The organism is Flammeovirga sp. EKP202, from assembly GCF_014534745.1.
GTDB lineage: Bacteria > Bacteroidota > Bacteroidia > Cytophagales > Flammeovirgaceae > Flammeovirga.
The window spans coordinates 54,867-80,394 of record NZ_JACVVP010000007.1 but is presented as its reverse complement, the minus strand read 5'-3'; the positions used below and the strand labels follow the sequence as shown (position 1 = coordinate 80,394).

The 25,528-nt window shown below is 34.0% G+C and carries 23 protein-coding genes; 12 read left to right on the top strand and 11 right to left on the bottom strand.

All coding sequences use genetic code 11. The features are described from left to right. The first annotated feature begins 6 nt into the window (after positions 1 to 6). The 3 genes from IC221_RS05870 to IC221_RS05860 are packed head-to-tail and all read left to right on the top strand — an operon-like array spanning position 7 to position 6,240. The gene (locus tag IC221_RS05870; protein ID WP_188168075.1) at positions 7 to 1,755 is read left to right on the top strand and encodes a NuoM family protein; all 1,749 of its coding nucleotides are present in this window, start codon (positions 7 to 9) and stop codon (positions 1,753 to 1,755) included. A gap of 10 nt (positions 1,756 to 1,765) precedes the next feature. Continuing rightward, positions 1,766 to 3,223 (top strand): NADH-quinone oxidoreductase subunit N, encoded by a 1,458-nt coding sequence (locus IC221_RS05865; RefSeq protein WP_188168074.1) that lies wholly within the window; start codon positions 1,766 to 1,768, stop codon positions 3,221 to 3,223. A 23-nt stretch (positions 3,224 to 3,246) separates the two neighbouring features. After that, the gene (locus tag IC221_RS05860; protein WP_188168073.1) at positions 3,247 to 6,240 is read left to right on the top strand and encodes an ATP-binding protein; all 2,994 of its coding nucleotides are present in this window, start codon (positions 3,247 to 3,249) and stop codon (positions 6,238 to 6,240) included. Here the strand turns inward: IC221_RS05860 and IC221_RS05855 are convergent. Next, the gene (locus IC221_RS05855) at positions 6,237 to 7,559 is read right to left on the bottom strand and encodes an AarF/ABC1/UbiB kinase family protein (protein WP_188168072.1); all 1,323 of its coding nucleotides are present in this window, start codon (positions 7,557 to 7,559) and stop codon (positions 6,237 to 6,239) included. The genes IC221_RS05860 and IC221_RS05855 overlap by 4 nt on opposite strands. A gap of 2 nt (positions 7,560 to 7,561) precedes the next feature. Beyond that, positions 7,562 to 8,200: a hypothetical protein gene (locus tag IC221_RS05850; RefSeq protein ID WP_188168071.1), complete on the bottom strand. Its 639-nt coding sequence runs from the start codon at positions 8,198 to 8,200 to the stop codon at positions 7,562 to 7,564. Positions 8,201 to 8,561: 361 nt separating this feature from the next. On the opposite strand from IC221_RS05850, the gene hemL reads away from it, so the two are divergent. From hemL to IC221_RS05835, 3 genes are read left to right on the top strand one after another with little or no spacing between them, the layout of a single operon-like run. Next, entirely contained in the window at positions 8,562 to 9,854 is a 1,293-nt protein-coding gene (gene hemL, locus IC221_RS05845) for a glutamate-1-semialdehyde 2,1-aminomutase (RefSeq protein ID WP_188168070.1), read from the top strand. Positions 9,855 to 9,857: 3 nt separating this feature from the next. After that, complete coding sequence (locus tag IC221_RS05840; RefSeq protein WP_188168069.1) at positions 9,858 to 10,193, top strand: hypothetical protein; 336 nt, start codon at positions 9,858 to 9,860, stop codon at positions 10,191 to 10,193. A 32-nt stretch (positions 10,194 to 10,225) separates the two neighbouring features. Beyond that, positions 10,226 to 11,863, top strand: coding sequence for a S8 family peptidase (locus tag IC221_RS05835; RefSeq protein WP_188168068.1), 1,638 nt, complete (start codon positions 10,226 to 10,228; stop codon positions 11,861 to 11,863). Between the two features lie 68 nt (positions 11,864 to 11,931). Here IC221_RS05835 and panC read toward each other — a convergent pair whose 3' ends face one another. Continuing rightward, complete coding sequence (panC, locus tag IC221_RS05830; protein WP_188168067.1) at positions 11,932 to 12,789, bottom strand: pantoate--beta-alanine ligase; 858 nt, start codon at positions 12,787 to 12,789, stop codon at positions 11,932 to 11,934. Positions 12,790 to 12,920: 131 nt separating this feature from the next. On the opposite strand from panC, the gene IC221_RS05825 reads away from it, so the two are divergent. The 4 genes from IC221_RS05825 (at position 12,921) to IC221_RS05810 (ending at position 17,935) form a co-directional block, all read left to right on the top strand. After that, positions 12,921 to 13,736 carry a glycogen/starch synthase gene (locus tag IC221_RS05825; RefSeq protein WP_188168066.1) on the top strand — a complete coding sequence of 272 codons (816 nt, stop codon included), beginning with the start codon at positions 12,921 to 12,923 and terminating at the stop codon, positions 13,734 to 13,736. 198 nt (positions 13,737 to 13,934) lie between these two features. Continuing rightward, the gene (locus tag IC221_RS05820; protein WP_188168065.1) at positions 13,935 to 15,356 is read left to right on the top strand and encodes a DUF4270 family protein; all 1,422 of its coding nucleotides are present in this window, start codon (positions 13,935 to 13,937) and stop codon (positions 15,354 to 15,356) included. 35 nt (positions 15,357 to 15,391) lie between these two features. Beyond that, complete coding sequence (gene glmS / locus IC221_RS05815) at positions 15,392 to 17,230, top strand: glutamine--fructose-6-phosphate transaminase (isomerizing) (RefSeq protein ID WP_188168064.1); 1,839 nt, start codon at positions 15,392 to 15,394, stop codon at positions 17,228 to 17,230. A 51-nt stretch (positions 17,231 to 17,281) separates the two neighbouring features. Next, positions 17,282 to 17,935: a DUF4290 domain-containing protein gene (locus tag IC221_RS05810; protein ID WP_188168063.1), complete on the top strand. Its 654-nt coding sequence runs from the start codon at positions 17,282 to 17,284 to the stop codon at positions 17,933 to 17,935. Between the two features lie 6 nt (positions 17,936 to 17,941). On the opposite strand, the gene IC221_RS05805 is transcribed toward IC221_RS05810, so the two are convergent. From IC221_RS05805 to IC221_RS05770, 8 genes are all read right to left on the bottom strand, one after another. Then, entirely contained in the window at positions 17,942 to 18,928 is a 987-nt protein-coding gene (locus IC221_RS05805; protein ID WP_188168062.1) for a sodium:calcium antiporter, read from the bottom strand. 9 nt (positions 18,929 to 18,937) lie between these two features. Beyond that, positions 18,938 to 19,729 carry an amidohydrolase gene (locus IC221_RS05800; protein WP_188168061.1) on the bottom strand — a complete coding sequence of 264 codons (792 nt, stop codon included), beginning with the start codon at positions 19,727 to 19,729 and terminating at the stop codon, positions 18,938 to 18,940. A 3-nt stretch (positions 19,730 to 19,732) separates the two neighbouring features. Further along, positions 19,733 to 20,209, bottom strand: a complete 477-nt coding sequence (locus IC221_RS05795; protein ID WP_188168060.1) for a hypothetical protein — start codon at positions 20,207 to 20,209, stop codon at positions 19,733 to 19,735. A 54-nt stretch (positions 20,210 to 20,263) separates the two neighbouring features. Then, complete coding sequence (gene def / locus IC221_RS05790; RefSeq protein WP_188168059.1) at positions 20,264 to 20,824, bottom strand: peptide deformylase; 561 nt, start codon at positions 20,822 to 20,824, stop codon at positions 20,264 to 20,266. Positions 20,825 to 20,841: 17 nt separating this feature from the next. After that, complete coding sequence (gene ruvX, locus IC221_RS05785) at positions 20,842 to 21,258, bottom strand: Holliday junction resolvase RuvX (protein WP_044213028.1); 417 nt, start codon at positions 21,256 to 21,258, stop codon at positions 20,842 to 20,844. Continuing rightward, positions 21,258 to 21,608 (bottom strand): arsenate reductase family protein, encoded by a 351-nt coding sequence (locus IC221_RS05780; RefSeq protein WP_044213026.1) that lies wholly within the window; start codon positions 21,606 to 21,608, stop codon positions 21,258 to 21,260. Before IC221_RS05780 ends, ruvX begins: the two co-directional genes overlap by 1 nt. Next, complete coding sequence (locus IC221_RS05775; protein WP_188168058.1) at positions 21,608 to 22,501, bottom strand: bestrophin family protein; 894 nt, start codon at positions 22,499 to 22,501, stop codon at positions 21,608 to 21,610. The genes IC221_RS05780 and IC221_RS05775 overlap by 1 nt, the downstream gene beginning before the upstream one ends. Positions 22,502 to 22,593: 92 nt before the next feature. After that, positions 22,594 to 23,001: a MaoC family dehydratase gene (locus IC221_RS05770; RefSeq protein WP_188168057.1), complete on the bottom strand. Its 408-nt coding sequence runs from the start codon at positions 22,999 to 23,001 to the stop codon at positions 22,594 to 22,596. A gap of 389 nt (positions 23,002 to 23,390) precedes the next feature. Between IC221_RS05770 and sufC the strand changes: the two genes are divergently transcribed. Beyond that, positions 23,391 to 24,149 carry a Fe-S cluster assembly ATPase SufC gene (gene sufC / locus IC221_RS05765; protein ID WP_044213022.1) on the top strand — a complete coding sequence of 253 codons (759 nt, stop codon included), beginning with the start codon at positions 23,391 to 23,393 and terminating at the stop codon, positions 24,147 to 24,149. 14 nt (positions 24,150 to 24,163) lie between these two features. After that, complete coding sequence (sufD, locus tag IC221_RS05760; RefSeq protein WP_188168056.1) at positions 24,164 to 25,459, top strand: Fe-S cluster assembly protein SufD; 1,296 nt, start codon at positions 24,164 to 24,166, stop codon at positions 25,457 to 25,459. The last annotated feature ends 69 nt before the right edge of the window (positions 25,460 to 25,528 follow it).

The window sequence follows — 25,528 nt, the reverse complement described above, 5'->3', positions numbered from 1 at the left end:
TAGATTATGTCGCAGTTATTGCTCACATTATTAGTTTTTACTCCAATTTTTGGAACACTTGTAATTCTTCTTTTACCGAACAGTTTTAAAGACTTATTTGGTAAAATCACTATTGGTATTAATTCATTTCAACTGATTATCGCTTCCTATTTGATGATGGGGTATGAGGGACTATCGGAGAAGATGAATGGAATCTTATCTTTGGATACTTTTCAGTATTTAGAAAAATCGGAATGGATTGTATTAAACTTAGGTACATTTGGTCGACTTTCGGCCGATTATACATTAGGGGTAGACGGTCTGAGTAATTCCATGATTTTACTAACGGCCATAGTGATGGTGATTGGAGCAATATCATCATTAGAAATCAAGACTAAGCGCAGAGGTTTTTATGCTTTGTATTTACTGTTGAGTGGTACAATTATGGGGTGTTTCCTTGCATTGGATTTCTTCTTATTCTATTTATTCTTTGAATTTATGTTACTCCCTATGTACTTCTTAATTGGTATTTGGGGTGGTAAGAATAGCGAATATGCTTCTATCAAATTCTTTATATATACTTTAGTAGGTTCAATCTTCATTTTGGTGATTATGATTGCATTGGCTGCATCAGTGATTGATCCTATTGCTACTGCTGTTCAATTAGGTTTGGCAGAGTCAATTCAACAAGTGACGCCAGATATTATTGAAAAGGTGCATGTGATGCTAGTGTCAGGTGAAATCGAGCAATCTAACCTAGTGAGAACTTTCTCATTGGTACATATGATGGATGCATCGAATTATATTCCAAATGCCATTCTTTCTTTAGATTCTGGAGCGATGTTATTTGGTACGCATGTGCGATTTGTCGCATTCTTGATGGTATTTATTGGTTTTGCAATCAAGTTGCCGGTTGTGCCTCTTCATACATGGTTACCTGATGCTCACGTTGAAGCTCCAACATCAATTTCTGTTGTTTTAGCTGGTATTCTTTTAAAAATTGGTGGTTACGGGATGTTGAGAATTGCTTATTCTATCTTCCCTGATGGTGCACATCATTTTGCATGGTACATTGCATTGGGTGGAGTTATCTCCATTCTTTATGGTGCATTTGTAGCCTTAGGTACACATAATTTGAAGAGAATGATTGCTTACTCTTCAGTATCGCACATGGGATTTGTAATGCTTGGTATTGCTTCCTTAACAGCAGAAGGTATCTCTGGAGCCATTTTCCAAATGTTTTCACATGGTATTATTTCAGCAGCCTTATTCTTGATTGCAGGGGTGCTTTACTATAGAACAGGTAATTTAGAAATCGAAAACTATAGTGGTTTATCTTCTAAAATGCCTCGCTACACAATGTTGGCTACAATTGCCTTCTTTGCCTCTTTAGGTTTACCTGGTTTCTCAGGTTTTATGGCAGAATTATTTGTCTTCTTAGGAGCATTTAACTCATCTGCAGTAAACAATTTGGTGCCGAGATGGATGACTATTGTTGCAACATTAGGTTTGGTATTAAGTGCAGCTTATTATTTATGGGCAATGCAAAGAATTTTCTTGGGGAAATATCACCTAAAAGATGAATCAATGGATGAGAAATTAAAAGATCTTACTAAAAGAGAGTTATTAATGCTTTCTCCATTGGCAGTCATCACCTTGGTATTAGGTATTTATCCTAAGTTGTTAATTAACTTGATTGAAGGTAGTGTTACTGTTTTCGTAGAGTTTGCCAACTATGTTGGATTAGATTATATCAAAGCGATCATTGGTGCTTAAAAGATAAATTATGGGACAAGACTTATCGTCAAAATTATCAAATATCGTTGAGAGCTTACCGTTTTTAGCTTCAGAAGTAGGCATTGCTGCTCTATTAATTGGAGTTATTCTCATTGATTTAATCTTTGCAAAGAGAAATAAAAAATATCTGTATGCTATCGTTGGTATAGGTCTTATAGGTGATGTGACCTATCTTTCGTTGTTGGCAGAAGAGAGTGTAAATAAACTAATGTTGTTTACTCTGGTTCAAGATAATTGGAGTATTAAGCTTAGAATTTTATCAGATGTTTGTGTAATTCTTTTATCGATTCACCTTTACTTTAATTCTACAAATGAGAGCTCTAAAACAAAGCTTTCTGGTGAGGGAGAATGGATGACGATGGCCCTTGGGTTATTGATTGGTGCACACGTTCTTACAATGGCTAATGATTTTATTGTTGCCATTTTAGCATTAGAATTAATGTCTTTACCCTCTTATTTACTAACTGCTTATAAAGGAGATAAGAAAGGAGTTGAAGCATCTATCAAATATTTCCTTTTTGGTGCTGTAGCTACCGCTATTACAATCTATGGAATGTCTATCATGTATGGTCTAACTTCTACGATTGACCTTCAGGGTATTGCTTCATATAATCAACCATTTTCACCTCTTTTTATTACAGGAGCAATATTGGTAATGATGGGCTTCGTATTCAAATTAGGTGGATTTCCGATGCATATTTGGGTGCCAGATGTTTATCAAGCTGCTCCAATTGAATCTGTAGCTTTTTTCTCTACTTTACCCAAAATAGGTGCAACTGTATTTTTATATAGATTCTTGGTAGAAACTACTTTAATAGAGAATACTTACGTCAATTACTTCTTATTATCAACAGGCGTGATCTCTATGTTTATTGGTAATTTGGCTGCAATTTTCCAAAATGGCATGAGAAGATTGATGGGGTATAGTACCATCGCTAATGCAGGCTTAATCGTAATTGCTTTATTGAATAAAGATGAAATTGCAGCGAATGCTCTATTTTATTTCCTTTGGGTATATGTAATAGCCAATTATGCTATGTTCTATTTCATCGGGGAAATTGAAAAAGAGAAAGGAACAGATGATTTAAAGCAGATAGAAGGGTTAGGTTGGTCTAATAGTGCTGCATTATGGGGGCCTGCTGTAATTCTTGCTGTCGTTTCATTAATAGGTTTACCGCCTTTAGCAGGCTTTACTGCAAAGCTTCTCATTTTTACATCACTATGGGAGTTGTATAATGCAAATTCCAATCTTATATATATTATTGTTTTGTTCCTAGGTTTGTTGAACACTGCGATATCGTTGGTGTATTATTTAAAGATTCCATTTTTCCTTTACAGACGAAATGTAAAAGGACACATACATTTAAATATTGCTTTATCTAGATTTATTGTTATTTTGGGAGTGTTTTTGGTATTGACCTTCTTGATACCATCACTAATCATTTAATGACTAGCAGATAAAGCCCTTTTATGTTTATCAACTCTTTCCTTTTTGCGATTCTTATTACCTTCTTTACTGGCTTAGTAACCATATTAATATCAATGTATGTTCGTTTGGTGGCTAGGCAAAAGAAAACTATTGCCAATGGTATACGAAACTTTAGAATGCTTAATCTCTTGATGGAGCATTCTTCAGATGTTGTCTTTTCGGTTGATAAATCCTATAACTATCTTGCTTTTAATAATGCCCATATGGAAACGATGTATTCTGTTTATGGGAAACGGATAGAAATCGGGAAAAATATTCTTGATTATATGAGAGTCAAGAATGATGCTGATGTGGCAGAAAACGACATAAAGAGAGCGTTGGAAGGTGAGAAATATTCTGTAATTCGTTCCTACGGAGATGAACAAAACTTTACCAGAGCCCATTTTGAAGCGACTTACAGCCCAATTTTTAGTAGAGATGATGTTGTAGGAGTTTCAGTGGTGGTGAGAAATGTAACCGAATATATACTTTCTCAAGAAAACCTTAAAAGAAGTGAGAGGAAGTACAAACAACTATTTCATTATAATTACTTAGGGGCATTAATTATTAAAGACAATACCATCATTGATGCCAATGATACTGCTACTCATCAATTGGGGCTTGAGACACATGATTTACTGGGGATGTCTTTTGAAGAGCTTTTTGGTATTGGTGAACTTGATATTACAGAAAGAGAACAGATTGTAAAATTCCCTAAGCTAGAAAGAGTGTTTAACCTAAGGAAGGAGACAATCGGGGACGAAAAAAACCTTCAAGATATCGTATTTATTGATAATATTACTGAAAAGTATGCCGCTGAACAGGCATTAATTGAAGCCCATCAACAAACAAAAGTTCTGATTGAAAGTGCGAAAAGTTATATATTTTCAATCGATACTGATTTTAAGATCACCTCCTACAATACTAAGTTTGGTGACCTCATAAAAAACCTATTACATATTGACATAAAGGAAGATGACTATTTAAATAGTGAGCCCTATTCAAAGCTTTTCGAATATTATAGCCCTCATTTTAAAAGAGCTTTTCATCAAAAAGAAATCTTTGAAACAGAATTTCAGTTCGATAATAATATTTTTATACAGTCTGTTTTTTCACCACTTGTAAATGTCAATGATGAAATCTACGCTATTGCTGTATATAATTTAGATATTACTGAAAAGTGGAAGCATGAACTTCAAATCAAGCAGCTTAATAGTTCACTAGAGCAAAAGGTAAAAGAAAGAACATTTGAGCTCAATCAACAGAAGCTGAAATTAGATCTAGCATTAAATGCAGCCAAAATTGGTGCTTGGTCTTTTACCCCGGAAGAGGGTTTTACTTGGGATAAGAAAATAAGTAGAATATTAGGGATAAGTGACGCACCCACTCCAACTCCATTGAAAACATTTTTAGCCACAGTTGTAAGGGAAGAACGACTGAAAATAATCTCATTATTCCATAAGATTTTTTTAGGACAGCTTCATAATGTTAACATTTCTGCAAAAATCAATCATAGTGTAAGAGGTGTGCAATACATACAAATCTATGGTAAATCTAGAATGCAGAATGGAAACTATGAGATGCATGGGGTGTGCTGGAATTTAACTCAACAGAAAAAAGTAGAATTTGAATTAAAGGAGGCTAGAAATGCTGCTGAAAAATCAAATAAAGCAAAAAGTATGTTCTTGGCCAATATCTCACACGAGATTAGATCACCTCTTAATGCAATAATAGGATTAAGTAACGTACTCTATCGTAAATCGTTTTCTGAAAACCTTTCTGAAGAATTTATTGAACAACTTCGATATATATATTTTAACGGGGAATACCTTTCAGAATTAATCAATAATATTCTTGATTACTCCAGAATTGATGCTGGTAAAATGCAAATTTTCCATGAAAGAATTGATATAAGAAGTTTTATCAATTTAGTGGTCAAAATACATACTCCTTCGGCACATGAAAAAGAAGTTGTGATTCATACTGAGGTTAGTGATAATGTACCGACACATTTTGTGACAGATTCTACAAAATTCAGACAGGTTTTGACAAACTTATTGACCAATGCAATCAAGTTTACGAAAGAGAAAACAGAGATAAAAATAATTGTTTCAGCAAACTCAGAATGCCTTCAATTATCTGTTCATGATCAAGGTATAGGTATATCAGAAGATAGAATTGATGTCATCTTTGATTCTTTTGAACAAGCTGATAATTCTGTAACTAGAGAGTATGGTGGTACAGGTTTAGGATTAGCGATCTCTAAAAAGCTTGTCGAGATGCTTAAAGGGCAGATAAGAGTTTACAGTATTGAGGGAGAAGGGGCGACGTTCATTGTACAATTACCAATTATTGAGGGGGATAGAAACGAGATTTTAGAGGAAAATGGGAGAGAAGCAGAAGTAGCATTTGATGCAGATTCGAAAGTTCTGATTGTGGAGGACAATAAAATGAATCAGTTTATGATGAAGGCACTTTTTAAACAGCTTTCATTGAATTGTGATATTGCGGAGAATGGGGAAGAAGCCATTAAGTATATTAAAGAATCTGAATGTGATTTAATTCTAATGGATTTACATATGCCTATTTTAGGTGGGATTGAAACAGCTGAAAAATTGCGTCAAGAATTAAATGTGACAACTCCAATTGTAGCATTAAGTGCTGATGCTTATTGGGATAGAAGGTTCCATGCTTTCGCTGTTGGTATCAACGATTACTTGACAAAGCCATTGGATAGAAACGACCTCATTAATACATTAAAGAAATATCTTATCAAGGATCAAGTGACTAAAAAGTATTTTGATCCAAAAGAACATAAGGAGTTAATTGAAGAACTAAAAGAATTGACTACAGCTACAAGTTTGAGTGTAGAACATAAACTATCTCGTTTGAAGTCAATATATATATTGTTGCAGGAGTATGACACTGGCTTCAGCAAGTATATAGATTACCTATCTGAAGCCATTGCCAGTGATTCACGAGTGGATGTTTTCTAATCGAAAAAATACGATTTTGTCGAAATTTCCGCTTTCAAATCATGTAATATTGAATATAAACCAAAATAGGTTCTATTGACATAAAGTCCGTCTCTTAATCCCCTAGGTTTTTTTGAATTCCTTAATAATTTCTGGTTTTCTTTATTATCAGCAAGTGCAGCTATTTCATTGAAATAATTATCATCGCTAAAATTAAAAGTAGAGTGTTGGAATGGGCGAGATAAGATAGTAATCATTGATGTGAAAAGACTATCAAGTTTCTCCCTGTCTTCAAGACTATCATTTTCATAAATGAAGTTCATGTTACTGAAAACTTGAGTTCTTTTTTCTTTATTCTCTAAATTTTCAATCTTCATCAGATCAAAGTAATTATCATAGAATAAATCAGGGATTACTTTCACACATCCAAAATCTATGATACCCATTGTGCCATTTTCTTTGAATAAGAAGTTGCCTGGGTGTGGATCTGCATGTACTTCTTTCATTTTATGAATTTGGAAATCATAAAAATCCCATAACGCTTGTCCTATTTGATTTCTAATCTCTTGAGAAGGGTTGGTTGCAATAAATTCGTTCAAATGCTCTCCTTCCAACCAATCCATCGTTAAAATTTTCTTAGAAGAATATTCCGGATAATAAGAAGGAAAATGAATATTTGAAATGTCTTTACAAGCTTCAGAAATCGAAATAGATCTTTTGAGTTCAAGGTCGTAATCTGTTTCAGAAAGTAACATGTTTTCAACCTCTTCCATGTAATGATCTACATCTCTTTCATTCAGACCAACCATTCTTACTGCAATAGGTTTTACCATTTTTAGATCCGAAGAAACACTTTCGGCTACACCAGGATATTGAACCTTCACCGCAAAAGTTTTATCCCCTAAAGTAGCTTGATGTACCTGACCGATAGATGCAGCATTAACAGCCTCTTTAGAAAAGGTGTCGAAAATTTCTAGCGGAGCCTTCCCAAATGCTTTTTGAAATGTTTTATTAACGAGTGGTAGCGATAATGGTGGTGCAGAGTATTGTGACATCTGAAACTGATCAGTATACGCTTGAGGAAGCATATTTTTATCCATACTCATCATTTGAGCAACTTTTAGGGCACTTCCTTTTAGTTCACTCAATGCTTCGTACACATCATTTGCATTTTCTTCATCCAATGCCTTCTTTCTATCGTAAGAAGAATCGATAACACTTTTAGCGTAGTGCTTAAGATAGTTTGAACTTACTTTTGCTCCTACTTTTACAAATTTACTTACACGTTGTGTTTTAGTAGAAGGGATGCTTTTTTGTACTTTATTTTTTATATCACTCATATTTATTTCTGAAATAGGAATTTAGCAAGAAGAAATGCAGAATCTGTAAAATTAGGTTCAAACAAATCCATAATGAGGTTTACACTTTTTTCAATAATTTCATCTGTATTTTCTTTCTCATTAGACTCGTCAGATATACAGTATCTAATAATCAATAAAGCTTGATACCATATGATGTCGCCATAGTAATCTGAGATGAAGAAACGATCAGCAACTTCTCCGGTTTCTATGCCACTTTTTATGATACCATTGACATTATTTAAAAATACATTTTTTAATACAGATGATCTTTCGTTTAATATACTTAACTCAAAAATTGAATGAATGTTTGCTGAATATTCATAAAACTTCTCCTCTTTTTTTAGTACCTCAGCATAATTGTAAAAGAAGGAAAGTAGTTTTTCTCTAACAGTATATTCAGCATAATTAGGGTCATTTTCCGAATGTTGGAAAGCTGTCATAATTCCACTTTCCCATATTTGTGTTTCTATCTTATTTATTTCTTTATACTCCTCCAAAATCTCTGTTTTATTTTCTTCTAACTCATTTGAAATTAGATCGTTAACAGAATTTGGGCGTTTGTTATGTAACAAAATAAAGTTGATATAAGATAATTCTATTTTTTTTGAAATTTCACTCATATTGTTTAGGTATTTTAATAAATGTATGTTAATTTCATAATCGAAGTTTGTTTGTTAGTTTAGTTTATTAAAGTGGAAGGAACCTCTGATTTTCGGGGGTTTCTTTTTTATTTTACTGCAAAAACTAAAATAACGAAGTATACTTCTTGAATTATTTTTTTTGAGTACAACGCTAAAAACGAAGTAATAGTTGTTCTTTCCAAAGTTTTCAGAAGTGAAGTCATTAAAATTGAGCATGATTTTACATTCTGATTAATGAATAAAACTCAACGTAAACATACTAATTAAGGTATTGTTTAGTATTGTCAAAGGTTTAATTAACTTTGTATAAATACAAGAAAAACAATCAAACCTTTTTATCGTGGACAACAATAAAAGTGTAGCTTTATTCTCTAAAGCACAGCATAGTATTCCAGGTGGCGTAAATTCACCTGTTAGAGCATTTAAATCAGTTGGAGGAACTCCATTATTTATCAAAGGGGCTGAAGGAGCATACATGATTGACGAAAATGATAATAAATATATCGAATTGATCAACTCATGGGGGCCAATGATTTTAGGACATGCCCATCCTGATATCACGGCAGCAGTACAAAAAGCCGTAAATAATTCTCTTTCTTTTGGAGCACCGACTGCAAAGGAAATTGATATTGCAGAATTAATTTGTGAGATGGTGCCTTCAATTGAGAAGGTGAGAATGGTGAATTCAGGTACTGAAGCAACAATGTCTGCGATTAGAGTTGCAAGAGGTTATACAGGTAGAGATAAATTTATAAAGATTGAAGGTTGTTATCATGGGCATGGAGATTCATTCCTTATTGCTGCCGGAAGTGGTGCAGTAACAATGGGAGTGCCTAACAGTCCAGGTGTTACCGACGGAACCGCAAAAGATACTTTGTTAGCTCCTTATAATAATGTGGAAGCTATTGAAAAATTAGTAGCTGAAAATAAAGGAGAAATTGCAGCTTTAATTATAGAGCCAGTGCCAGGTAATATGGGGTTGGTGATTCCTAACGATGGTTACTTACAAGCTTTAAGAGATATTTGTGATCGTGAAGGCATAGTCCTTATTTTTGATGAGGTTATGACTGGTTTTAGATTGGCTAAAGGTGGAGCTCAAGAAGTGTTTGGTGTAACTCCTGATATGACTACTCTAGGTAAAATTATTGGAGGAGGTATGCCAGTAGGGGCTTACGGAGGTAAAAAAGAGATTATGGAGTATGTCGCTCCTGCAGGACCAGTTTACCAAGCTGGTACATTATCAGGTAACCCTGTAGCAATGGCAGCAGGTCTTACAATGTTAAACTACTTGAATACACATCCTGAGGTATATACAGATTTAGCGAAAAACGGAGAAAAATTAGCCACTGGTATCCAAAAGATCTTAGATGCCAAGAAGTTGCCTTATCAAGTGACATTGTTAGGTTCAATGGTTTGTATTTTCTTCACTGATAAGAAAGTAGAAAATTTTGCAGATGCTCAAACTACAGATACTGAAAAGTTTGGTAAATTCTTCCATGCGATGTTAGATAATGGTGTTTACTTACCACCATCACAATATGAAAGCTGGTTTATGTCTGCTGCATTAACAGATGAGAATTTAGCTTCAATTCTAGATGCTATTGATAAATCATTAGATATCGCAATTCAGTAATTTATGAGCCAAAAGCGAAAAGGATTTCATAAAACAAAAAATGTTGTCACCTGTCCTAGATACAAGTGGCAACACATTTTTTTATATGGACTTCGATTAGATAAATCAAAATGTCCAATTTGTAAGAAAAAGGACCTTCCTGAGTATTCTGATAAAGAAAAGATGTTTATTGATTTGGGATTTGGTTTCATTTTCGCAACACTTTTTGTTACATTGCCAAGTCTTTTTGATTTCATAGGAATTCAAATTGGACAATTACTCTCCGCTTTGATGGTTATTGGTTTGGTATTACTTCTTCGTGAAGTCTTTGCCGCTCAATGGCCTAAGAAGAATCATTAAACTTTCATTATATATTCTATAGTATTAATTAAATGAGAAATACTTTAAAAGCAATCCTAGTTGCAGGTGCGTTTACAGCACAGTTAGGAGTAGCAAATGTTGCTTCAGCTCAAGACCCATTAAGAGGAGCACCAGAAAATTGGTTCAATTTAGATTATTCTACTGACAGTGTTTACGGTGTTGGAACAGAAAGAGCTTACCAAGAAGTTCTAAAAGGAAAGAAAAGTAAGAAGGTCGTTGTTGCAGTGATTGATAGTGGTATTGATATTGACCATGAAGATCTTAAATCAGTAATTTGGGTAAATCCAAAAGAAGTAGCAGGTAATGGTCAGGATGACGATAAAAATGGATATGTTGATGATATTAATGGATGGAATTTCATTGGTGGTAAAGACGGTTCATTTGTAAATGAAGAAAACCTTGAAGTAGCTCGTTTGTACGGTTCATTAAGCAAAAAGTTTGATGGCAAAGCTGAAGACGAAATTTCAAAAGCTGACAAAAAAGAGTTCAAACTTTGGTTAGAAGTTAAAGAGTCTTTCGAAAGTGGATCCGCTAAGGCAAATGAAAACCTTGAGTATTATGAGATGTTACTGCATCAATACAAAAGAGGAAAAGCTTTATTTGTTGCTTATTTCGACCTTGATTCTGAAGAAGAATTATTGGGTGCTTTAGAGACTTTGGAAACAGAAGATCAAGTACTTCTTGGTATGAAAGAAGTAGTAGTGAAGATGATGAGTAGAGGGGTGACTGAAGCTCGAATTCAAGATGGTATTGATTATTTCAAAGGTCAAGTAGACTATAACTATAATCCTGATTTCAATTCTAGAGAAATCGTAGGAGATAATATCGATGATAAAAAAGAAAGATATTATGGAAATAATAAAGTTGTAGGTCCTGATGCTTTACATGGTACTCACGTTGCTGGTATTATTGGTGCTGTAAGAGGAAATGACTTAGGAATAGAGGGTGTTGCTGACAACGTTGAGATTATGGTTGTTAGAACTGTACCTAATGGCGATGAAAGAGATAAAGATGTAGCTAACTCGATTCGTTACGCAGTCGATAACGGTGCTCAAATTATTAATATGAGTTTTGGTAAAGCATTTTCACCATATAAAGCTGAAGTAGACGCTGCTATTAAATATGCAGATTCTAAGGGTGTTTTATTGGTGCATGCTGCTGGTAACGACAACAAGAATACTGACGTTGAAAGTAATTTCCCAACTGATAGATATAACAGAAGAGGTACTGCTCGTAACTGGATTGAAGTAGGTGCATCTACATGGCATATTGATGAGGAGTTGCCTGCCACTTTCTCAAATTATGCGAAGAAGAATGTAGACTTATTTGCTCCAGGGTATAACATTTATTCTACTGTGCCAGGATCAGAGTATGAAGCATTAAACGGTACAAGTATGGCTTGTCCTGTTGTAGCGGGTTGTGCTGCAGTTTTAATGTCATACTATCCAAATCTGTCTGCTTCTCAAGTAAAGAAAATCTTGATGAAAACGGTTACTCCTTTAAAAGATAAAGAAGTTTACAAGCCAGGTTATGGAGACTTAGAAGAAGGTCAAGAGCCTGAAAAAGTGAAGTTTGGAACACTTTCAGTAACAGGAGGGGTTGTAAACCTTTATGAAGCTGTAAAATATGCCGAGAAAATCTCAAAATAGATTTTTCAGAATGCAAAAAAAGGGTTGGAATGTAAATTCTAACCCTTTTTTTATGATTCTTAATCCGATTATTCAATCAATAAATTATCAATTAATCTGACTTTCCCTAAATGAGCTGCGATTACGATTGCATAAGCATTAGGTGTTTGATAAGGTTCTACAGGTTTTAGGTCTGAAGTGTTGACAATTTCGAGGTATTCCAAATGGAAAGAAGTGTTTTTCTGGAATTTCTGTATTCCCCAATCAAGAACTTCTTTTGGTGCTTGTGAATGGTTGATTTTATTCTTCATCTCACTAATGACTTCATAAATAAAAGGAGCTTTAGCTCGTTCATCGGAAGTCAACCTTAAGTTTCTAGAAGACATTGCGAGCCCATCCTCTTCTCTTACCGTTGGAACGCCAATAACCTCTATGCCAAAAGAAAGTTCTTTTGTCATTTTTCTAATAATTAAAAACTGTTGTAAGTCTTTTAGCCCAAAGTAAGCTTTATCAGGATTAACCATATGAAAAAGCTTGCTTACAACAATTCCTACACCGTTAAAGTGGCCTGGTCTAAAGGCTCCTTCTAATTGTTTTTCGATGTCTCCAAATAAAAAACCAACAAGATTTTTGTTCTCAATTCCTGACGGATACATTTCTTCTACTGAAGGTAAAAACAAAATATCGCACTCAGCGTCTTCTAGAAGTGCCTTATCTTCAGTGTGTTTGATAGGGTAATGTTTAAGATCAATGGCATTGTTAAATTGTGTAGGATTGACGAAAATACTACAAATTGTAATGTCATTTTCTTTCTTTGATTGACGAATTAATGTTAGATGCCCTTCATGTAATGCACCCATTGTTGGTACAAAACCGATCGTTTTTTTTGAAAATTTGCAATTATTGACAAATTCTTTTAAGGTACTAACTTTGTTAAAAACGTTCATTTTAGGGGTTGATTTTTTGAAAATAAATTACTAAGTAACTGTAACTATTTACCTTAGTTTAGTATATTTAAGTTGAATTTAAGTAAGTTCTTCCGTACTTTTGCGTAGAAAAGGTGTAAATACGGTAGAATATGTCGAAATTAAAAATTCTTTATGTCTCAAGTGAGATAAATCCATTTTTGAAAACATCAGAGGTAGCAGATTACGTGAGAAAGCTTCCTCAATCGATGCAAGAAAGAGGAATGGAAATCAGAATTATGGTTCCAAGATTTGGATTGATCAATGAGCGTAAGAACAGATTGCATGAGGTAGTGAGACTTTCGGGAATGAACATTGCCGTAGGTGAGGACGAAAAGCCACTTACAATTAAAGTTGCTTCTATACAAAGTGCGAAATTACAAGTATACTTCATAGATAACGAAGATTATTTCCATAGAAAATCAGTATTCAGAGACAAAAAGAGTGATGAATTCTTCTCTGATAATGATGATAGAGCTGTATTCTTCTGTAAAGGAGTAATTGAAACTGTAAAGAAATTAGGATGGGCACCAGATGTAGTGCACTGTAATGATTGGTTTACAAGCTTTATTCCTTTGTACTTGAAAACTTCATACAAGAACGATCCAATGTTCAAAAATGCGAAAACTGTATTTACGGTTTATAATACGCAGTTTGATCATAAATTTGATCATGAGCAATTGGCAAATAAAGTGAAAATGTTAGATATCGATGATTCAATGTTATCTGATTTGTCATCGGCAGATTACAATAGCTTTATTAAAATTGGTTCTGAATATGCAGATAAAGTAACCAAAGGTAGTCCAGCTATCGATGATTCAGTAGTAGAGGTACTTTCTTCATATGGAGAAAAATTAACCGAGACTGAACCAGAAGGTGACGAGTATGCAGAGTCTTATTATGATATTTATACTGGATTAGCTGAATAATGTAAGCTTTTTAAGTATTTTTATATAAAAAAGGTAGTCGTTTTTACATCGACTACCTTTTTTGTTTGTGTGCTATAAGAATATTTGCAATTTTTGTCCTCACGTATTTTTTATTAGGTTTTCAACCATTTTAAACAATCCATTGTCATGGAAAAAGAGGGGTTTTAGATTCCCACTTTTTAACTGATAATTTTCCAGATGAATATAAGAAACTTATACATTAGAGCAATTTCATTTTTAGTAGTTATTTTTTCCATTGCTTGTGAGCGTACGGATCTACAAACAATTATAATTGGAGGAGACCTAATTGATGATGCAACAGTAATGTGTTATGCCGATACATTCGAAATTGAAATAGAAACACATTATAAAGATTCGCTTTATACTAAAAATGGAGCGTATTTCTTAGTAGGTTATGTGGATGAGGGGACCGAAATTGGTAATACTAAGACTATGGCTTTTACCCAATTAAGTATAGGTTCTGAAGAAGCAGTGAGTTTTGATGATAGAACATTAGATTCTATTTCTTTATCATTAGCATTAGAAAAAACAACTCTTTACGGAGATACTACACAAGAATTGACGCTTGAAGTATATGAATTATTAGACGATATTCAAGGTGATTCAATTGGATATTACTCTAATGATGAGGTTGAATATGCGGCAACACCAATTGGAACAAGAACTTTCAAAGTTTCAGATATCACAACTGATACAGTGAAAATTCAATTAGACAGTCTATTTGGAGCCAAGATTATATCTAATGGTGGATATGCTGATCAAGATGAGTTCGCAGAGACTATTAAAGGTTTAGCAATTAAAGTAAAAGACACTCAGACTCCAGCTTGGTCAGGGAAATACAGTTTAGAGAACTTTGGGACCGTTGTGACGATGGATATGCATTATTTTGGAGATTCTGAAGAAGATACTCTTAGAGATATATACTATTTTGGCTTTAATCAAAGATTTAATAATATAGAATATACACCAGGTACTTTAACTCAAAACATCAATATTGGAGATGTGGTTAAGTCTGAAGATTCTAATAATTTAGGCTTCGTTTTTGAAGGTACTGGAATGGTAGCTCGTATTAAGTTCCCTTCTTTAGCTAATTTAATGAAGAAGGAGGATGGAACTTTAAGAGAAGTGCACATTAACCAAGCAGATTTAGCAATTACTGCGGTTGGTCCAGAAGATGATGGATATAAAGTTTACCCTGCATCAAACCTCCCACCACCATCAGGATTGTATTTTGGTTTTATGGATGAAGATGGTACAATACAAACTGTAGATAGTGAATCTAGACAATATAGATTATTACAAGCTCAATTCCCATCTTCTGGTAATCATCAAATTGGTTATAATTCTAATACACAAACATATACTTGGGCTAAATTAGCTCAATACTTACAAGAAAGAACATTTAGAGAGGTCGAAGGTTTACCTCTTGATGATGATGGTCTCGTTATATTACCAAGTCAACAATCTTCTTCTATTCAAAAGCTAGTTTTTGCAGGAGACGAAAATGATCTTATGCATCCATTAAATGGACAGCCTATGAAGATGAGATTAGTTGTATACTATGCTGTATTCAATGACCCTAACTATAACTGTAAATAGGGAGTTGATAATTATTCACTAAATTTATAAACATCATGTGCGGAATTGTCGGTTATGTAGGACATAGAAATGCACTAGACATTCTTATTAAAGGCTTAGAGCGACTTGAGTATCGTGGATATGATAGCGCTGGTGTGTCCCTTGTTGAAAACTCTGATGTAAAAGTTTTTAAATGTAAAGGGAAAGTTGCAGACTTAAAAAACGAATTAAAAGGACAAGACACTAAAGGTTCAACAGGTATAGGTCATACACGTTGGGCTACACATGGTGCTCCGAATGATGTAAATGCTCACCCTCATTATTCATCTGATTCAAAACTAGCAATGGTGCATAATGGCATCATCGAAAACTATGAAGTACTAAAAGCTCAATTAATAGAAAAAGGACATGTATTTCAATCAGAAACTGATACTGAAGTATTTATTCACTTTATCGAGCAAGTCCAAAAAGATAATAATTGTGATTTAGATCAAGCTGTTCGTATTGCCTTGAATGAAGTAGTGGGGGCTTACGCTATTGTAATCACAAGTAAAGATAATCCAGGGCAGTTAGTGGCAGCTCGTAAGGGTAGTCCATTGGTAATTGGTGTAGGGGAGAATGAGTTCTTCCTAGCTTCTGATGCTACTCCAATTGTAGAATATACAAAAGAGGTTGTTTATATTAAGGATGAGGAAGTAGTACTTCTTAAAGACGGTGAAATGACAATTACCGACATTAAGAATGTAGTTCAAACTCCTTATCTACAAACGTTAGAATTAGAACTAGAAGCTATAGAAAAAGGTGGATATGATCACTTCATGATGAAGGAAATCATGGAACAGCCTAAATCTGTAGCCGATTGTTTAAGAGGACGTGTAATTGCACGTAAAAACCATGTAAAGCTAGGTGGTATTTTAAATCACTTTGACGACCTTCTTAATGCTAACCGTATTGTAATTGTTGCATGTGGTACATCATGGCACGCAGGTTTGGTAGCAGAATATATTATTGAAGAATTAGTGCGTATTCCGGTTGAAGTGGAATATGCATCTGAATTTAGATATAGAAACCCAATTATCGGTAAAGGTGACGTGATGATTGCAATTTCTCAATCAGGGGAAACTGCGGACACATTAGCAGCTATGTCTTTAGCAGAGTCTAAAGGAGCTACTGTAATTGGAGTTTGTAATGTAGTAGGGTCATCTATTGCTAGAAACTCTCACGAAGGAGCTTATACTCATGCAGGGCCAGAAATTGGTGTAGCCAGTACAAAAGCATTCACTGCTCAATTAACAGTGCTTACTACAATGGCATTGATGTTGGCAAAAGAAAAAGGATCTTTAACAGAAGCACAATTACATGATTTGTTAGTGGAGTTTGAAAGCATTCCATCTAAGATTGAGAAAGTCTTACAAGTTGATGCTGCTGTTAAAGAGATGTCTGCATTGTATAAAGATGCTAGAAACTTCTTATATTTAGGTAGAGGGTTTAATTTCCCTGTAGCTTTAGAAGGAGCTCTTAAGCTAAAAGAGATTTCATATATTCATGCTGAAGGTTACCCTGCGGCAGAAATGAAACACGGTCCAATTGCTTTGATTGATGAAGAGATGCCTGTAGTAGTTATTGCTACTAGAGATAGCTCTTATGATAAAGTAGTGTCTAACTTACAAGAAGTTAAGGCTAGAAGTGGGCGTGTAATTGCTGTTGTAACTGAAGGTGATGCATTAATTCCAAGTATGGTAGATCACGTGATTGAGGTGCCTGATACGCATGAAGTATTAATGCCGATGATTTCTTGTATTCCTTTACAGTTGCTTTCTTATCATATCGCTGTTATGAGAGGGTGTAATGTGGATCAACCAAGAAACTTGGCAAAGTCAGTAACAGTAGAATAAATTATAATATGCTGAGTGATTATTAATAAATCACTCAGTTTAATTAAGAATATGCGCGACGAACATAGTTATAACACCAGTAGATCAGATATTATTCTGAAAGAGTATGGGAGAAATATTGAAGGTTTAGTTCAATTTATTTCTTCGTTGGAAGATAAGTCTTTAAGGACGCAATATGCATATACTTTGATTGCTTTGATGAAGCAGCTTCATCCAATACAAAAGCAATTAAATGATAGCCAACAAAGAATCTGGGATCACTTACAAGTGATGTCTGATTTTAAATTGGATATAGACTCTCCATACCCTGCTCCAAAGGAAAATATGATGTTCAGTAAACCAAGGAGAGTTGAATATACACAAAGTAATATCCGATTCAGACACTTTGGTAAAAATCTGGAGGCTATGGTTCAAAATGCTTTGGAATTAGAGACAAAAGAAGATGTAGAGTTAGCTTTTTCTAAGATTGTAAAATTGATGAAATCCTTCTATTCTGCTCAAGTAAATAATCAGATAGAAGATGATGTAATCATGAATACATTGAGTATTTTATCTAAGGGAAAAGTAAACATGAAAGAAGTAAAGGCCAAATATCCTGATGCTTTTAAAAATGTGAAACTTCCTTCGAATACGGCTGTAACGACTTCTTCTAGTAATAACTCTTCTTCAAAAAGTAAAAAGCGTCGTAAGAAAAGAAGAAAATAGTGAATGCTATCCTCTTAGGTAAGTGGTCACATAAAATAGTATCCCAAGTAATAGTAGAATTATCGAAGTGAATTTATTCAAAACGTAATTTTTACTTGATAATGCTAGTGTAATACAAAGGGTACAGATTAATATCGAAAATATTAAATCATAATTAAGGGTGTAGTCATAAAAGGCTTCACCCTTGATTGTTAATAGACAAGGGGTCAGTAAAAAGTTGATAATATAAGATCCCATGATATTACCAAGTGCAATATCTTGACGCTTTCTTTTAATTGCTGCTAAAGTAGTTGTGATTTCCGGTAATGAGGTACAAATAGACATTATACTTACACCAATAAATCTTGAGCTTAGTGGTGTTGTAGAGTTTAGTAATAATGCCTCAATAACCACAATATATGCACCTACACAAATAATTAGTATACCAACAATAATATTTCTTACAATTGTCTGTTTGTTGAATTGATGAAAAGAAGAATGCTTTTGTGCATTAAGAAGAGAAATTTCTCTTCTAGACTTCTTGTTGGTGAAAATTATAATATAATAGAAAACGAAGGTGCTAAATAGTATTAAAGCATCCGTTCTAGTAAGATAGTTGGCTCCAATATTAAAGATGAGTTGTTTATTTAATAAAACGAATAACAAAACACCTCCCAATATTGCAACAAGTAAATCTCTCCAAATACTCTTTGCAAACACCCTAATACTGGTAAAAAAAGTAGTCAGGCCTAGCCCAAAAACAATATTAAAAGTATTACTTCCTATCAAGGTACCGAAAGCAAGTGTTTCTTCATTCTTAAAGGTTGAAATCAATGATACAGCAACCTCAGGTATAGAGGTTCCCAATGCAACGATTGTAAGCCCAACCCTTAGTCCCGAAAAGTGTGATTTTGTAGATAAAGCAGTGGCACCTTTTGAAAGCATCAAAGCACCATTTCTCATCAGAATAACACCAACGGAACTAATAATTAAATGAAGAAGAATATATTCCATTCAGAAAGTCTATAAATGTAAATTAAAATGGTCTGCGTCGAGATGAGTTGGGAACTTCTCTCTTAAAGATTGAACATGATGGTAATTTAATGTGACAATTTGTATGTCATCTTCTTCGCTTATCTCATTTGTAATTTCACCTTTTGGATTATAAACAGCTGAATTGCCATTGTAGACTACCTCATTTGGATCAACTCCTGTTCTATTGACACCCACTGTATAGCTTAGATTTTCGATAGCTCTAGCCGCTAATAATGTATGCCATGCTGCAATTCTAGGTTTAGGCCAATTGGCAATACATAATAAAATATCGTAGTCATTATTTGTATTCCTGCACCATAGAGGAAATCTTAAATCATAACAAATAATAGGGTTTATTCTCCAGCCTTTCCATTCTTCTACTACTTGAAAGTCGCCAGGGGAAAAAGTCATGTGCTCAGAGGCCATTCTGAATAAATGCCTTTTATCGTAATGTGAAAAAGTGTCATCAGGTTTTACAAAAAGGAGCCTGTTGAATACTTTACGGTCTTGTCGAACAGGGTAACTTCCAATCATGGCAGCGTTCATTCTTTTTGATTGTTGTAGGAGCCATTTTGTAGTAGTTAAGCCAATAGGTTCTGCAAGGTCTGCTGCTGATTGATGGAATCCAGTTGTGAATAATTCTGGAAAAATAACTAGGTCGATATCTTTTTCATCAATTTGCCATAATTTTTCTTCTAAAGTAGCAAAGTTAGAAGTAGGGTTCATCCAGTCTATAGAATGTTGAACCATGGCAATTTTAAAGTTCTCTTGATGTTTCATTTTTTATAATCTACCAATAAAAGTTACGTAAAAATAATCACCAGTATTGGAATTTTGAAATACAGCAGCACCAATTGTGTTTGCATTCCTACTTTCGATTGTATTTCTACACGAAGTTCTCAACATATATTCGACAACTCCTGATGTAGGGTCTATATTCATACCTGAACTGAAACCCGTGCAACCACGCAAGTTTGTGGCTTTTGTTTGTGCAATGATCGCGTTTTTGTAATACCCTTCTTCTTCTTGGGTTAATTGCTCTCTCATATGTGGATTGTCAGCAATGCGAGCAGCAAAGCGTTTAGCTTGTTCAAAAAAGATAGGGTTGAACGTTAATTCAGGTAAATCAACCTCTTGTCGATGTTTGTTGATTTGATTCATAAAATCATCATCTAGACTGTTTGGTGTAGACCAATTGATTTCATTAGAAGTACAGCCGAGAAGGGTTAAAATTAGGAGTATATTTATTAGAAGTTTCATGACAAAAAATAATTCAATAAAAAAGCCACTCAACGAAGAGTGGCTGAAAGTTAGTTATTTTTTCGGAAATCTCATTCTATAGCTATGCTGAGCTTTTCCTTTTGAGATGTTATTCAGTTTGTTTTTGATTAACCTCTTTTTGATTGGAGTAAGGTAATCAGTGAATAGAACACCTTCAATATGATCATACTCATGTTGGATGACTCTTGCTGTCATACCTGAGAATTCCTCTTCTCTTTCATTAAGTTCTTCATCAAGGTATTTGATTTTTAGGTTAGAAGGTCTAGTAACATCTCCATTGATACCAGGAATACTTAAACAACCTTCTTCCATAGTGAATTCATCTCCCCATTCCTCAATGATCTCAGCATTGATAAAAGCTCCTCTGTAACCTTTTTCTTCTGACTCTTCGTCAATCATTAAGTTAGAGTCGATTACAAAAATTCTTTTTGCTTTGCCAATTTGTGGACCAGCAAGCCCAACACCATGAGCACCTTCCATTGTGTCAAACATATCAGAAGCTAACGTACCAACTTCTTTTAATTCTTCTTCACTAAAGTCTTTTGCAACTTTTCTTAATACAGGGTCGCCAAAAGCGACAACAGGATAAATCATATACTTATCTAAATTTTCTAAATGCTATTTTGTTCCAAATAAGATTGTAAAATAATAGCTGCACTTATTTTGTCCACATTTCCTTTTACTCTTCGGTCCTTCTTTTTCATGCCACCAGCAATCATAGATGCCTCTGCCATTTTAGAAGTGAACCTTTCGTCGACAAAATGTACTATTTTATCAGGAAAGTTTTTTTTCAATTTGTTGGCAAATGATTGTGCCGGTTTTGTATTGTCGGTTTCTTTGCCGTCTAGGCCAACAGGTAGCCCCATTACAAAACACTCAACATCTTCCTTTTCTAAATATTCTTTGATGTACTGCATTGCAACATTGGTTTGAACAGTCTCCAATGAAGATGCGATGATCTTAAGAGGATCGGTCACTGCAAAACCAGTTCTTTTTGTACCGTAATCAATTGCCAAAATTCTTCCCATTATCCTAAAGCTTCTTTTGCTTTTTCTACTTCTTTTTTACTATTACCTACAAAGATCTTATTATTTGCAATAATAACAGGTCTTTTTAAAAAAGAATACTCTTGAAGTATTAACGATTTATAATCATTCTCAGATAAATCCTTTTCATGAAGTCCCATAGGTCTAAATTGTCTTGACCTTCTGCTAAAAAGCGCTTCATAAGATCCAACTAGTGATTGCATTTCATCAATTTGTTCTTCAGTGATCTTTTCGGTTTTAATATCCTGAAAAAGATCAAACTTATCTTTTCCAATTTCTTCAATAATTCTCTTGCAGGTAGAGCAAGTAGATAAGTGATATATTTTTACCATTATGGATTGTATGTTGAATATTCAGTTGATTTAAATTGAATCTCTTGAATGTTATTATAAATATTTTGAGCAATCTTGTCAGTTGGTAAATCGTTAGGATCTGTCCCGAACGGTTCTTCGATCTCCTCTGAAATGGTCACAATACTCATCGCTACGTAATAAACCATTACCACCGCAAGAATTGTCCACCATCCTAATGTATTGATTAGACCAAATGGAATGATAATAGCATAAACCCAAATATAGAGTCTTAATAGAAATGTATGAGATTCAGGCATTGGAGTATTTTTAATTCTTTCGCATTTACCCATAATGTCAATCAGTTCATCGCTATTTTCAATTAATTTTAAAAATTGAAAATCAGTAATGTCACCTCTATTAAGTGCTATCTTTAATTTCTCCTGAATGTATGAATTGATAGCATTAGGAATATGATCCCATTTTTTTACTTCAACTAATAATTTATCACCAATAAACTCAATCTCACTAAAAACGACTCCATCTCTAAGGTGTTCCTTTAATACAAAAGGGAAAGATGCAATCAGTTTCATTAAATCTTTTTTTTCATCACTGTCACTTAGCATCGAATGAACTTGTAAAGCATAATTTCTGGAAGTGTTTACAAGTCCTCCAAGTACTTTTCGAGCTTCCCACCAACGGTCATATGCCGTGTTATTTCTAAAAACTAACAAAATACCTAATATAGCCCCCATCAAACCTGGAAGTGAAAAATTCATTCCGATATCAAAATGTTTGAATTCATGGACAGCACATAATATTGTAGTAGGGATCGTAATCCATACCAAATCAAATGCTAGTTTTTTTATGAGATAACTTTTGTAATTGAACATCCCATAAAAGGTAGTATTTCTGAACTTGTTAATTTTAGGCATAGTTTGAAAAGATTATAATGATATTTTATTTGATGAGTAATTTTGATTCAAAAAGTATAGTCAGAGGAAGACAACAAGAATATTAATTGAGGTTAAGCGATAAGTTCTTGATGCATAATTTTCGCTTCGCCTTTTACCATTACTTTTTTATTTGCTACTGAAGTGATGGTGGTTTTAATGATAGCTGTTTTTCTTCTAGAATCTATTTCTGTGATTTCAAAGTTTGCTACATACTCTTCGTTGACAAACATTGGTCTTAAAAAATCCATTTGTTGTGAAAGATATACTGATCCATTACCTGGGAATTCAGTACCTAAAACTCTTGAAAAGATACTCGCAGAAAGAAATCCGTGCATAATTGGTTTTTTGAAAGGAGTTTTAGAAGCAAACTCATCATCAATATGGATAGGATTAGTGTCGCCCGTCAATTCAGCAAATGCATTTACTTGGTTTTGAGTAAAACTGAAGTTCGTTGCGTAGTTATCTCCAATTGAAAGCATAATTTTTTGATTAAATGTCTAAATATATTTGTAAATAAACTTAAAATGATGATAAAAATCTTCAAATTCGACGAAAAATATTAACTTTGTGTCGATGGTGTGAATTTTATGATAGTAATCATTGCAAAATACCGCACCACATTTGATTTGATTTAAATTTTTTTCATTTTCATATTTACAGGACTAAAGGTAATGTCTGTGGCGTTACCTTTTTTCATGAAAAATTTTATGCAAAAGTAGCATGATAATTCGTAAATATGTTCCTATTTAAAAAAAATCTAAATAAATTTGCAAGCCGAATTAAGCTACTACTTTTATAAGTAAAAACAATAGTACACTATCGGTAGTTATAGTAAACAAATTTTCGATTAATAAAATCATATAGAAATATGTTGAAGATCAATGATCTGAAAGCTTCGATTGAAGACAAAGAGATTCTTAAAGGGATTAATTTAGAGATTAAACCAGGAGAAGTGCATGCGATCATGGGACCAAATGGTTCTGGAAAAAGTACTTTAGCTTCTGTTTTAGCCGGTAGAGAAGATTACGAAGTAGACGGTGGTGATGTTGATTTTGATGGTGAGGATTTGTTAGAAATGGCACCTGAAGTAAGAGCTCAGAAGGGACTTTTCTTAGCATTTCAATACCCAGTGGAAATCCCTGGTGTTAGTAATACTAACTTCTTGAGAACAGCCGTGAATGAAGTAAGAAAAGCAAGAGGTGAGGAGCCTTATAATGCTGCCAACTTCATGAAAGAGATGAAAGAGAAGATGCAAATCGTTTCTATCGATAAATCATTAATGGGTAGATCTTTAAACGAAGGTTTCTCAGGTGGTGAAAAGAAAAGAAATGAGATTTTCCATATGGCAATGCTTGATCCTAAATTAGCGATCCTTGACGAAACGGATTCTGGTTTGGATATCGACGCATTAAGAATTGTGGCTAATGGTGTGAATACATTACGTGACGGTAACCGTTCGTTTGTAGTAGTAACTCACTACCAAAGATTACTAGATTATATTGTTCCTGATTTTGTTCACGTATTATACAAAGGTAAAATCGTTAAGTCAGGTACTAAAGAATTAGCACTTGAACTAGAAGAAAAAGGTTACGATTGGATCATCCAAGAAGTGGAAGGTCAAAACTAATTCCCTTTATAACGATGAGTATAGTAATTGAAAATGCTGCATTAAAAAACAATGCACTGTCATACATTGAGGATACGATTGAAAAAGTACCTGCTTTAGTTCAACTTAGAACAGAAGCTGCTGAGACTTTCGCATCTTCAGATTTTCCTTCTATTCAACACGAGGAATGGAAATACACTAACATCAAAAAGTTAGTGAGCAATACTTATTCTTTCTCAAATGATGTAAATGTAACCGCAGCTGACATCCAAGATTATTTAATTGAGGGTACAGATGTAATGGTTTTTGTGAATGGTGTATATAATGCATCATTATCTTCATTTACGTCAACTGACAAAGTAATTGTGGCGCCTTTGAGCGAAGCAATTGAGAAGCATCAAGATTTAGTTTTAGCACATCTAGGAAAATACGCTGATAACTCATTACCGTTTGTAGGTGTGAATACGGCATCAGTTGTAGAAGGTGGTTTTGTATATGCGAAAAGAAATGCATTGTCTGAAACTCCTTTGATGTTCCTAAATGTTATTTCTGGTGACAATATTGTAGTTCAACCAAGAATATTAGCGGTACTTGAAGAAGGCGCTCAAGCTAGTATTATTGAAAGAAATGCAGTAATTAAAGGTGAAGCTGTATTGGTTAACAGTGTAGCTGAGGTTAATGTTGCCGAAAGAGCAAACTTGAGTCATTTGAAGCTTCAAGATGAATCCGAAAATACTTCTTTAGTGACACTTTCAGAAGCTCAACAAGCTGATAATAGTGTTTATCACAATATCACAATCACTACAGGTGGTCACATTGTGAGAAACAACTTAAATATCGCTTTAGGTGAGCATTGTGAAGGTTTGATGACAGGTCTTTATCTTGTAAAAGGAAAGACTTTAGTGGATAATCACACAATGGTGGATCATAAAATGCCTAATTCATACAGTAATGAATTATACAAAGGTATTTTATCAGAAAAATCTAAAGGTGTTTTCAATGGTAAAATCTTCGTAAGAGAAGATGCTCAGAAGACCAATGCATTCCAGTCGAATAAAAACATTTTATTGTCGCAAGATGCTGTTGTGGATACTAAGCCACAATTAGAAATCTGGGCAGATGATGTATCTTGTTCACATGGTTGTACTGTTGGAGCCCTTGATGAAGAACCAATGTTCTACTTAAGAGCAAGAGGTATTCCTGAAGACAAAGCAAGAGGTTTATTAATCTATGCTTTTGCTGGGGACGTCATCGAAAAAATCTCTAATGAGAATGTGAGAGCTTTAGTAGAGAAAATCGTAGCTGCTGAAATGGGTTATGATTTGATCTAAGCAAATAAGCTTATTAAATATAAAAAGCGGAACATTATTACAATGTTCCGCTTTTTTGTTTTCAATCAA

Excerpts from the sequence above, each read along its gene's own strand:
- IC221_RS05870 (WP_188168075.1), top strand. The coding sequence starts at position 7 with ATGTCGCAGTTATTGCTCACATTATTAGTTTTTACTCCAATTTTTGGA.
- IC221_RS05865 (WP_188168074.1), top strand. The coding sequence starts at position 1,766 with ATGGGACAAGACTTATCGTCAAAATTATCAAATATCGTTGAGAGCTTA.
- IC221_RS05860 (WP_188168073.1), top strand. The coding sequence starts at position 3,247 with ATGTTTATCAACTCTTTCCTTTTTGCGATTCTTATTACCTTCTTTACT.
- IC221_RS05855 (WP_188168072.1), bottom strand. The coding sequence starts at position 7,559 with ATGAGTGATATAAAAAATAAAGTACAAAAAAGCATCCCTTCTACTAAA.
- IC221_RS05850 (WP_188168071.1), bottom strand. The coding sequence starts at position 8,200 with ATGAGTGAAATTTCAAAAAAAATAGAATTATCTTATATCAACTTTATT.
- IC221_RS05840 (WP_188168069.1), top strand. The coding sequence starts at position 9,858 with ATGAGCCAAAAGCGAAAAGGATTTCATAAAACAAAAAATGTTGTCACC.
- IC221_RS05835 (WP_188168068.1), top strand. The coding sequence starts at position 10,226 with ATGAGAAATACTTTAAAAGCAATCCTAGTTGCAGGTGCGTTTACAGCA.
- panC (WP_188168067.1), bottom strand. The coding sequence starts at position 12,789 with ATGAACGTTTTTAACAAAGTTAGTACCTTAAAAGAATTTGTCAATAAT.
- IC221_RS05825 (WP_188168066.1), top strand. The coding sequence starts at position 12,921 with ATGTCGAAATTAAAAATTCTTTATGTCTCAAGTGAGATAAATCCATTT.
- IC221_RS05820 (WP_188168065.1), top strand. The coding sequence starts at position 13,935 with ATGAATATAAGAAACTTATACATTAGAGCAATTTCATTTTTAGTAGTT.
- glmS (WP_188168064.1), top strand. The coding sequence starts at position 15,392 with ATGTGCGGAATTGTCGGTTATGTAGGACATAGAAATGCACTAGACATT.
- IC221_RS05810 (WP_188168063.1), top strand. The coding sequence starts at position 17,282 with ATGCGCGACGAACATAGTTATAACACCAGTAGATCAGATATTATTCTG.
- IC221_RS05805 (WP_188168062.1), bottom strand. The coding sequence starts at position 18,928 with ATGGAATATATTCTTCTTCATTTAATTATTAGTTCCGTTGGTGTTATT.
- IC221_RS05800 (WP_188168061.1), bottom strand. The coding sequence starts at position 19,729 with ATGAAACATCAAGAGAACTTTAAAATTGCCATGGTTCAACATTCTATA.
- IC221_RS05795 (WP_188168060.1), bottom strand. The coding sequence starts at position 20,209 with ATGAAACTTCTAATAAATATACTCCTAATTTTAACCCTTCTCGGCTGT.
- def (WP_188168059.1), bottom strand. The coding sequence starts at position 20,824 with ATGATTTATCCTGTTGTCGCTTTTGGCGACCCTGTATTAAGAAAAGTT.
- ruvX (WP_044213028.1), bottom strand. The coding sequence starts at position 21,258 with ATGGGAAGAATTTTGGCAATTGATTACGGTACAAAAAGAACTGGTTTT.
- IC221_RS05780 (WP_044213026.1), bottom strand. The coding sequence starts at position 21,608 with ATGGTAAAAATATATCACTTATCTACTTGCTCTACCTGCAAGAGAATT.
- IC221_RS05775 (WP_188168058.1), bottom strand. The coding sequence starts at position 22,501 with ATGCCTAAAATTAACAAGTTCAGAAATACTACCTTTTATGGGATGTTC.
- IC221_RS05770 (WP_188168057.1), bottom strand. The coding sequence starts at position 23,001 with ATGCTTTCAATTGGAGATAACTACGCAACGAACTTCAGTTTTACTCAA.
- sufC (WP_044213022.1), top strand. The coding sequence starts at position 23,391 with ATGTTGAAGATCAATGATCTGAAAGCTTCGATTGAAGACAAAGAGATT.
- sufD (WP_188168056.1), top strand. The coding sequence starts at position 24,164 with ATGAGTATAGTAATTGAAAATGCTGCATTAAAAAACAATGCACTGTCA.